The 8,781-nt window shown below is 63.8% G+C and carries 9 protein-coding genes and 1 tRNA gene; 7 read left to right on the top strand and 3 right to left on the bottom strand.

The features are described 5' to 3' along the window. From aspS to AC16XC_RS00890, 6 genes are all read left to right on the top strand, one after another. Positions 1 to 1,430: aspartate--tRNA ligase (gene aspS, locus AC16XC_RS00915; protein ID WP_484032750.1), on the top strand; the 1,430-nt coding region annotated here is incomplete at its 5' end. Between the two features lie 97 nt (positions 1,431 to 1,527). Then, positions 1,528 to 1,764: an acyl carrier protein gene (locus AC16XC_RS00910; protein ID WP_484032749.1), complete on the top strand. Its 237-nt coding sequence runs from the start codon at positions 1,528 to 1,530 to the stop codon at positions 1,762 to 1,764. 111 nt (positions 1,765 to 1,875) lie between these two features. Beyond that, positions 1,876 to 3,132, top strand: coding sequence for a beta-ketoacyl-ACP synthase II (fabF, locus tag AC16XC_RS00905; protein WP_484032748.1), 1,257 nt, complete (start codon positions 1,876 to 1,878; stop codon positions 3,130 to 3,132). 13 nt (positions 3,133 to 3,145) lie between these two features. Continuing rightward, on the top strand, positions 3,146 to 4,114 hold the full coding sequence (gene mltG, locus AC16XC_RS00900; protein ID WP_484032747.1) for an endolytic transglycosylase MltG: 969 nt from the start codon (positions 3,146 to 3,148) through the stop codon (positions 4,112 to 4,114). 2 nt (positions 4,115 to 4,116) lie between these two features. Further along, positions 4,117 to 4,635 carry a 2'-5' RNA ligase family protein gene (locus AC16XC_RS00895; protein ID WP_484032746.1) on the top strand — a complete coding sequence of 173 codons (519 nt, stop codon included), beginning with the start codon at positions 4,117 to 4,119 and terminating at the stop codon, positions 4,633 to 4,635. Positions 4,636 to 4,692: 57 nt separating this feature from the next. Next, a tRNA-Met gene (locus AC16XC_RS00890) sits at positions 4,693 to 4,769 on the top strand. A gap of 20 nt (positions 4,770 to 4,789) precedes the next feature. Here the strand turns inward: AC16XC_RS00890 and AC16XC_RS00885 are convergent. Genes AC16XC_RS00885 through AC16XC_RS00875 form a run of 3 tightly spaced genes read right to left on the bottom strand, consistent with a single transcriptional unit; the run spans position 4,790 to position 8,288 of the window. Then, positions 4,790 to 5,821 (bottom strand): ACP S-malonyltransferase, encoded by a 1,032-nt coding sequence (locus AC16XC_RS00885; protein WP_484032745.1) that lies wholly within the window; start codon positions 5,819 to 5,821, stop codon positions 4,790 to 4,792. Next, positions 5,821 to 8,004, bottom strand: a complete 2,184-nt coding sequence (locus AC16XC_RS00880) for a thiamine pyrophosphate-dependent enzyme (protein WP_484032744.1) — start codon at positions 8,002 to 8,004, stop codon at positions 5,821 to 5,823. Before AC16XC_RS00880 ends, AC16XC_RS00885 begins: the two co-directional genes overlap by 1 nt. Beyond that, the gene (locus tag AC16XC_RS00875; protein WP_484032743.1) at positions 8,004 to 8,288 is read right to left on the bottom strand and encodes a hypothetical protein; all 285 of its coding nucleotides are present in this window, start codon (positions 8,286 to 8,288) and stop codon (positions 8,004 to 8,006) included. The genes AC16XC_RS00880 and AC16XC_RS00875 overlap by 1 nt, the downstream gene beginning before the upstream one ends. Between AC16XC_RS00875 and AC16XC_RS00870 the strand changes: the two genes are divergently transcribed. Further along, positions 8,257 to 8,781: NAD(P)/FAD-dependent oxidoreductase (locus AC16XC_RS00870; protein ID WP_484032742.1), on the top strand; the 525-nt coding region annotated here is incomplete at its 3' end. The two genes, AC16XC_RS00875 and AC16XC_RS00870, sit on opposite strands and share 32 nt — an antisense overlap.

Below are 8,781 nucleotides of genomic sequence, written 5' to 3'. Positions count from 1 at the left end.
ATTACCCCGAGGATATCCGCCTCAAGCATCGCTATGTCGATCTTCGGCGCGAGACAATGCATCGCAACATCATGCTGCGCAGTCAGGTGATTTCGAGCTTGCGCCGCCGCATGACCGAGCAGGGATTCACCGAGTTCCAGACCCCGATCCTCGCCGCATCGAGCCCCGAAGGCGCGCGCGACTTCCTGGTCCCGAGCCGCATGCACAACGGCAAGTTCTATGCCCTCCCGCAAGCGCCCCAGATGTTCAAGCAGCTGCTGATGGTCGCGGGCTTCGACCGCTATTTCCAGATCGCTCCGTGTTTCCGCGACGAGGATTTGCGCGCCGATCGCAGCCTCGAATTCTACCAGCTCGATTTCGAGATGAGTTTCGTCACCCAGGAGGACGTGTTCAACGCCCTCGAACCCGTTCTGGCGGGTTGCTTCGAGGAATTTTCGGGCGGCAAGTCGGTCACGCCGGCGGGCGAGTTCCCGCGCATCCCTTACAAGGAAGCCATTCTCAAATACGGTACCGACAAGCCCGATCTGCGCAATCCGATCGTGATCACCGATGTGACCCGTCACTTTACCCAATCGGGTTTCGGAATTTTCGAGCGGATCGTTGGCTCCGGCGGGATCGTTCGCGCAATCCCCGCGCCCAACACCGCCGAGAAGAGCCGCAAATTTTTCGACGACATGAACAGCTGGGCCCAGTCCGAAGGCCATGCCGGGCTTGGCTATGTCACCCGCAAGGGCGGGGAGTTCGGCGGCCCGATCGCCAAGAACCACGGGCCCGAGCGGATGGAAAAACTCTACAACGAGCTCGGCCTCGGTCCCGACGACGGGCTGTTCTTCGCCGCAGGCAAGGAAAAGGCAGCGGCCGACCTTGCCGGGGCCGCGCGCACCCGCGTGGGCCAGGAACTCGAGCTGATCGAGCCCGATTGTTTCAAGTTCTGCTGGATCGTCGATTTCCCGATGTTCGAATATGACGAAGAGCAGAAGAAGGTCGATTTCAGCCACAACCCCTTCTCGATGCCGCAGGGCGAGATGGAAGCGCTGGAAACGCAGGACCCGCTCGAAATCCTCGCCTGGCAATACGACATCGTCTGCAACGGTTACGAGCTCAGCTCGGGCGCGATCCGGAACCATCGCCCGGACATCATGTACAAGGCGTTCGAGATCGCCGGCTATTCCAGGGAAGATGTCGAGAAGAACTTCTCCGGCATGATCGAGGCGTTCAAGCTCGGCGCCCCGCCGCATGGCGGCTCGGCCCCGGGGATCGACCGGATCGTGATGCTGCTGGCCGACGAACCCAATATCCGCGAAGTGATCGCCTTCCCGATGAACCAGAAGGGCGAGGATTTGATGATGGGCGCGCCGACCGAAGTCTCGCTCAAGCATCTGCGCGAATTGGGGATTCGGGTGGTCGAGCAGCCGAAAGCCCAAGGCTGACCACTCTGTTTCCTGCGTCCAATCCCCTTGCCAGCACGCGAAGCGTTGATTAGGGGCTGGAACCAGAGTCTAACCGCTTCCTTCGAGAGGAACATTCATGAGCGATACCGCCGACCGCGTTAAGAAAATCGTCGTCGAACATCTCGGCGTCGAAGCCGACAAGGTGACCGACGATGCCAGCTTCATCGACGATCTGGGCGCAGACAGCCTCGATATCGTCGAGCTGGTGATGGCGTTCGAAGAGGAATTCGGCGTCGAAATCCCGGACGATGCTGCCGAGAAGATCGCCACGGTCGGCGACGCCAACAAATATATCGAAGAACATAAGGGTTGAGGCCCAGGGGCTGAACCGCTCGCTTCCCGCCGCGCATGGTCCCGCCACAAGCGGACGGGAATGGAAGGCTCAGCCAATCGGCTGGGCCTTTCGTGACTTTGGAGAGACAGAATGCGCCGTGTTGTCGTAACCGGACTGGGCCTCGTCACCCCGCTGGGCGGTGACGTCGAGACCACATGGGCGAACCTTATTGCCGGCAAGAGCGGGATCGGTCCGATCACGCGCTTCGATACAGAAGGGCAGAAATGCCTGATCGCGGGCGAGGTCAAGCCCAGGGACCATAAATGGGGTTTCGACCCGGACAAACGCGTCGACCCCAAGATCCAGCGCCAGGTCGATCCCTTCATTGTCTACGGCATCGATGCCGCAGGCCAGGCGATCGAAGATGCGGGATTGGCCGATCTGGACGACGCGCTGAAATTGCGCACCGGCTGTTCGATCGGTTCGGGCATTGGCGGATTGCCGGGGATCGAGCTCGAATCGGTCAACCTCCATGAACGCGGCCCGGGCCGGGTCTCGCCGCATTTCGTCCATGGCCGGTTGATCAACCTCATATCGGGCCAGGTTTCGATCAAATACGGGCTGATGGGGCCGAACCATGCGGTCGTCACCGCGTGCTCGACCGGCGCGCATTCGATCGGCGATGCCGCGCGCATGATCAGGGACGACGATGCCGACGTGATGCTCGCGGGCGGGGCGGAATCGACCATCAACCCGCTTGGCGTGGCCGGGTTTGCACAGGCCCGCGCGCTCAACTGCAGCATGAACGATCGTCCGACCGAGGCCAGCCGCCCCTACGACCGGGATCGCGACGGCTTCGTGATGGGCGAGGGCGCGGGCGTGGTGGTGCTCGAGGAATACGAACACGCCAAGGCGCGCGGGGCGAGGATCTATGCCGAGGTGGTCGGCTATGGCCTGTCGGGCGACGCCTACCACGTGACCGCGCCGCATCCCGAGGGCAAGGGCGCACAGCTGGCGATGGAAATGGCGCTACGCAAGGCCGGAATGACTTCGGGCGACATCGACTATGTCAATGCCCACGGCACCTCGACCATGGCCGACACGATCGAGCTCGCTGCAGTCAAGCGCGTGCTGGGCGACGATCTGGGCGGCGCTTCGATGAGTTCGACCAAGTCCGCCATCGGCCATTTGCTGGGCGGCGCCGGAGCGGTCGAGGCGATCTTCTGCATCCTTGCGATGCGCGACCAGATCGTGCCGCCGACGCTCAATCTCCACAATCCCGACGAAGGCACCGAAGGCGTCGACCTTGTCCCGCTCAAGGCCAGGGAACGCGAAGTGAGGGCGGTCCTCAACAACAGCTTCGGCTTTGGCGGAACCAATGCAAGCCTGGTGATGAAGGCCCTATGACGAGGGCTGTTTGATGAAGCTATTTCGCCGGCTGCTGATCGGGCTGGCACTGGCCGTAGCGATCCCGCTGGCCTTCCTGCTCTATACCTGGAACGGCCCGGGTCCGCTCGACCAGGACACCGCGTTCATCGTTCCCCAAGGCGCGGGCGTCTCGCAAATCGCCGACTTGCTCGAGGAAGAAGGCGCGATTGCCTCGGCCGAAAGGTTCAAGGTCGGGGCGCGGGTGCTGGGCGGCGGCGAGGCCATCAAGGCTGGCGAGTTCATGCTTCCCGCCAGGGCGAGCGCCTCGCGCATCCTCGCCATCCTGCAATCGGGCGATGTCATCCGCCGGATGATAACCATTCCCGAAGGCATGCCTTCGATCATGGTTCACGAGAAGCTGATGGCCGAAAAGCTGCTGACCGGAGAGATCCCGGTTCCGCCCGAAGGTACGATACTGCCCAACACCTACGATTTCGGACGCGGGGAAAGCCGGGCCGCGGTGCTCAAGCGGATGCAGGACGCGATGAGCGCCACGCTGCAGGAACTCTGGCCGACCCGCTCGCCGCAATCCGTCGTCGATACGCCCGAGCAGGCCGTTACTCTCGCTTCGATCGTCGAGAAGGAGACCGGCAAGCCATCCGAGCGCGGCAAGGTTGCGGGGCTCTATTCGAACCGCATCCGCCAGGGCATGTTCCTCCAGGCCGATCCGACGATCATCTACCCGATCACCAAGGGCAAGCCGCTCGGCCGCCGGATCAGGCAATCCGAAATCCAGGCGGTCAACGGCTACAACACCTACACGATGCCGGGGTTGCCGGTCGGTCCGATCACCAATCCCGGCCGCGAATCCATTGCCGCGGTCCTCAATCCCGAGCCGACGGGAGCCTTGTTCATGGTTGCCGACGGGACCGGCGGCCATTTGTTCGCCGATACGATCGAACAGCATAACGCCAATGTGGCGCGCTGGTATGCGATCCGGCGCGAACGCGGCGAGATGTAGGATTGACCAGCCCCTTCATCGTCACCGCCGAACTCCCGCGTGACATCTTTGCTTGGGCGAACGACCTGCGACAGCGCCATTTCCCGTCCGAGCGCAACCAGCTAGAAGCCCATGTCACGCTGTTCCATTCCTTTGCGCCGTCGCTCCGCGAGGAGCTGAGGTCTCTCCTGCCGCGCCTTGCCGCGGAATTCGCGCCGCCGCCTGCGTGGATCACCGGCCTGATGGACCTCGGGAATGGGACCGCCCTGGCGATCGTCAGCGACGGCATGCTGGCGATCCGCGGGACGATTGCCGAACACTTCCACGGCGCGCTTACCGCGCAGGACCGGTACCCGCCGCGGCTGCACATCACGATCCAGAACAAGGTCACCAGGGAGGCGGCGAGGGCGCTCCAAGCCGAGTTGGCGGCACAGGACCTTGAACGCGAGTTCCGCTTCAAGGGGTTGGGCCTGCAGCTCTATCGGGGCGGCCCTTGGGAGGCCCTGGGGCGCTGGAGCTTTCGCGGCAAACAGGGTGGTTGACCCTTCGCCGGTGCGGCCCTAAGAGCGCCGCCTTGCCCGAATGTGGCCGATACCTGGGGCGGAGTAGCTCAGCTGGTTAGAGCAGCGGAATCATAATCCGCGTGTCGGGGGTTCAAGTCCCTCCTCCGCTACCAATTCCCTAGTGGCGTGGCAGTCATGCGACCAAATCGCGCTGCTCAGCCATTCCCATCGAAACGATGAGCGGGTTGCTGCCCTGCCGCGCCTGGAAATCCTCCTTGTCCTTGAGGCCGCGCCAGCTAGCCTGGGTCAGGCTCTGCGCAACCGCGCCGCCCAGAGTGGTGCCGGGACCGAGGATGACGAACAGGTCGGGGGCGAATTCGCGCGCGGCCACGGTCACTGCGTGGGTGAAATTGTAGGTTTCGGTCACCTGGTGGCCGAGCGTATAGGCGTGGAGCTCGGCGATATCGGTCGAGCCCGGATTCCAGATCTTGCCGCGCCCGTCGATCATCGGGAGCTTGGGCTGGCCGAACAGGCTTGCTGGCAATCTGTCGCGGCCACTGGCGGCAACCGGTTCCTGCAGCGGAGTATGGAAGGCTGCGTGGTTGGCCAGGCGCATGGGGAAGCGCTGTTGGACCGGCTCGACCGACTTCTCGAAGGCCTCCAGCCCGGCGGCGTTGCCGGCCAGAACAAGCATTCCGCCGAGGTCGATCGAGAGGAACAGCTGCTTGTCCGCTTCGCCAGCAATCCTGGCAACCAGATCGAGCAGTTCGGCCGTGCGCCCCGGCTGTGGAACCCAATCCGTATCGACCCAGGGATAGATCAGCTGGCCGCCGATCAGCGCCTGCTGCATCTGCGTGCCCATAGTGTTGGCGACGGTAAAGCCCGCTTCCGGCGTGACTGCCCCACCACAGGCCAGCGCGCTGTACCAGCCCATCGAATTGCCGGTGACCGCGACGATCTCGATCTTGCTCCGGTCGATCGCCAGGAAATCGCCGAAGGAGGCCGCGAAGATCAGGCCCGAGGCATTGTCGCCGCGGGTGTGCTTGCCCATCGAGAAGCGCTCGGCCCCATCGAGCTCGGTGAGCGTTTCCTGGCCAGCCGCCTCGCGCTGCGCGTCAAACCTGGCGAGCAGTTGCGGATCTGGGAAATGCCGTCCCAGATAGCCGAGCTCCGTGGCGTTGTAGGTCCCGCGGCCGGGGCATATGACGACTACCGTGGCCATCATTACTTGCCCAGCAAGGCGAGCGCCGCGGCGACAATGGAATCGCGCGACGGCATGGTTGCGGCATAGGCGGGTCCGGTCGGGATGAAGCTGTCCTCTGCGGTGTGCCGCGCGTGGGGCAGATCGGTGTGTTCCGCCAGCAGCGCCATCAGCGCTTCGGCGACGCCGCCTGTACGGCGGGTCTCGTCGACCACCAGCGCAGCCCCGCAGCCCTTGAGCGCCTCGGCAATTGCCTTGGCGGGGAGAGGAGAGAGCCAGCGGATGTCCACGATCCGCGACTTGATGCCCTTCTTCGCGAGCGACGGCAGCGCCTGCTGCGCGAGGTAGGTACCGTTGGCGAAGGTGACGATCGCAAGGTCCTTGCCCTTGCCATGCACCCCGATTTCACCAAATGCGATCCTCTCGCCCGGCGCGGGATATGTCGTCATCCAGCCGCCGTCGCCCGGCTCGTGCAGGTCGCGCATGGCATAAAGCGCGATTGGCTCGAGGAACACCACCAGGCGTTGCTCCTCGCGCGCCAGCCGCACGCATTCGCGCAGCATCAGCGCTGCGTCGCGCCCGTTCGAGGGGCAGGCGAGGATCAGGCCGGGGATATCTCGCAGCACCGCCAGCGAATTGTCGTTGTGGAAGTGCCCGCCGAACCCCTTCTGGTAACCCAGGCCCGAAATCCGAACGATCATGGGATTGGTGAACTGGCCATTCGAGAAGAACGGCAGGGTCGCCGCCTCGCCGCGCAGCTGGTCTTCGGCGTTGTGGAGATAGGCGAGGAACTGGATTTCCGGCAGCGGAATGAAGCCATTCTGGGCCATGCCGATGGCAAGGCCGAGGATCGAGGTCTCGTCGAGCAGCGTGTCGATCACCCGGTCGCGACCGAAGCGAGTGGAAAGTTTTTGGGTGACGCCGTAATTGCCGCCCTTCCTGCCGATGTCCTCGCCCATCATCACCACGTCGCCGAATTCGAGCATCAGATCGGTCAGCGCCATGTTGATGATTTTCCCCATCGGTTGGGGATTTTCCATCAGGAGCATGTCCGAGCCAAACAGCTCGGCACGCTGCTGTGGATCGGGTCCGTTGCTCGGCCGGCATTCGCGCCTTGGCGGGATGAGGCTGGCCATGACCTGTTCTGCGGACTGCAATCGTGGGCGGGTAACGACTTCGGCGGCGACCCGGGCAACGCGCCCGGCCGTCTGTTCGTAGATTGCGAGCGCCACGGACGGCTCCAGCGCGCCGGCCTCGTCCAGCTGGCGAACCATGTGCAGCAAGGGATCCTGCGCTTCCTCCGCCTCCACTTCCTGGCGCGAAAGATAGGCCATCGCGACGTCGGCTCCGGCATGACCGTAGAGCCGAATGGTCCTGACATGAAGGAAGGCCGGCTTGCGGCGTGAGCGCACGTAATCCGCCGCTTCCTGCGCCATCCGGAAGGTCGCGTAGATATCGAGCCCGTCGCATTCGAAATATTCGAGGCCCGGCCGGTTTGCGAACCCGGCCTTGATCCAGCCCGAGGGAGTCTTGGTCGAAATCCCGATCCCGTTATCCTCGCACACGAACAGCAGCGGCAGCGGCACCGATTGGTAGCTGGTCCAGCCGGCGGTGTTGAACGCGGCCTGCGCGGTCGCGTGATTGACCGAAGCGTCGCCGAACGAACAATAGACGATCGAATCGTCGGGCAATTGCTTGAATTCCGGGGGCTTCCGCCGCGCGAGGCCGATCCCGTAGGCTGCGCCCACGGCCTTGGGCAGGTGGCTGGCGATGGTCGAAGTCTGTGGCGGGATGAACAGCACCTTCGAGCCAAGCACCTTGTGCCGACCGCCCGAGATCGGGTCCTCGGCGCTGCAGGCATAGGACAAGAGCATGTCCCAGGCGATCGTCTGGCCGGGCACCTGTTCGGCGCGCTGGATCTGGAACGCGGCATCGCGATAATGGAGGAACGCCATATCGGTTGGGCGCAGGGCCGCCGCGACCGCCGCGATCCCTTCATGGCCCGAAGGCCCGATCGAGTAATAGCCCTGGCCGGCCGCCTGCATCTTGCGGCTCTCGCGGTCGAGCGCGCGCGTGAGGCAAGCCGTCCGGAAGATCGAAACGGCAAGTTCATTGGTCAACGGACCCGATGGCGGCTTGCCGTCCGGGAATTCCTTCGCCGCGACCCGGCGCAGGAAGTTTTCATGTACGATCCCTACGCGGTCCATCAGCCGACCACCAGATCGGAAGGGTTGCTGGCTGGTTCGCGGAAGATTGCAAAGCGAAACGGGTGCGTCATCCGGGCCATATAGGTGTTCGCGAGTGCAAGGTCGATCATCAACCTGGCATGTTTCCCGGCTTGCGCGTCGATCGTGCCCGAGCGCCAGTTATCCCGGCTTTCCCCAGCCCAAGAAGCGCTGAGATTGTCCCGCCGGCGGGGAATCACTACATCGCCCGCAACAGCTTGATCGAGAGAAGAGATGACCACCCACACCACAAAAATGCTGATCATCGGATCGGGGCCGGCGGGGCTTTCCGCAGCGATTTACGGTGCCCGTGCCGGGATGGAGCCGATTGTCGTGCAGGGGCTCCAGCCCGGCGGGCAACTGACCATCACCACCGATGTCGAGAACTATCCCGGGTTCCGCGAAGTGATCCAGGGCCCCTGGCTGATGCAGGAGATGCAGGCCCAGGCCGAGCATGTCGGTACGCGGATGATGTGGGACACGATCGTCTCGGTCGATCTTACCGGCCCGACATTCACCGCCGTGGGCGACGGCGGCGACAGCTATGAGGGCGATACGCTGGTGATCGCCACCGGCGCGCAGGCGCAGTGGCTGGGCGTGCCGGGCGAGCAGGAACTTTCCGGCAAGGGCGTTTCCGCCTGCGCGACCTGCGACGGCTTCTTCTACCGCGGCAAGAAGGTGGCGGTGATCGGCGGCGGCAATACCGCGGTCGAGGAGGCCCTGTTCCTCACCCGCTTTGCCGACAAGGTGACGCTGATC

This window comes from Candidatus Andeanibacterium sp. (assembly GCF_057143545.1).
Note: the sequence above shows the minus strand (reverse complement) of the source record. Positions and strands in the feature narration are given on the sequence as shown.

Coding starts and splice junctions, on each gene's coding strand:
- AC16XC_RS00910 (WP_484032749.1), top strand. CDS start 1,528: ATGAGCGATACCGCCGACCGCGTTAAGAAAATCGTCGTCGAACATCTC.
- fabF (WP_484032748.1), top strand. CDS start 1,876: ATGCGCCGTGTTGTCGTAACCGGACTGGGCCTCGTCACCCCGCTGGGC.
- mltG (WP_484032747.1), top strand. CDS start 3,146: ATGAAGCTATTTCGCCGGCTGCTGATCGGGCTGGCACTGGCCGTAGCG.
- AC16XC_RS00885 (WP_484032745.1), bottom strand. CDS start 5,821: ATGATGGCCACGGTAGTCGTCATATGCCCCGGCCGCGGGACCTACAAC.
- AC16XC_RS00880 (WP_484032744.1), bottom strand. CDS start 8,004: ATGGACCGCGTAGGGATCGTACATGAAAACTTCCTGCGCCGGGTCGCG.
- AC16XC_RS00875 (WP_484032743.1), bottom strand. CDS start 8,288: ATGATCAGCATTTTTGTGGTGTGGGTGGTCATCTCTTCTCTCGATCAA.